1 protein-coding gene is annotated in these 212 nt (G+C 66.0%); it reads right to left on the bottom strand.

Features of this window, described 5'->3' with window-relative positions:
• Positions 1–212: electron transfer flavoprotein subunit beta/FixA family protein (locus ACV22W_RS33820; protein ID WP_448023892.1), on the bottom strand; the 212-nt coding region annotated here is incomplete at both ends.

The following is a 212-nucleotide window of genomic DNA, read 5'->3' as shown; positions in this document are numbered from 1 at the left end:
TTCACGTCCGGCACCTTCACGCCGGCCGCGCGCTTCGGCGGCTCGGCCACCTTCAGCGTCTTCAGACGCGGTGCGACGTCAACGCCCAAGTCTTCCGGCTTCACCGTTTCCAGCGGCTTCTTCTTCGCCTTCATGATGTTCGGCAGCGTCACGTAACGCGGCTCGTTCAGGCGCAGGTCGGTCGTCACGACCGCCGGCAGCGTCAGCGACAG

This window comes from Burkholderia sp. AW49-1 (genome assembly GCF_053427845.1).
The sequence above is the reverse complement of the archived record's forward strand: the minus strand, read 5'-3'. Positions and strand labels throughout refer to the sequence as shown.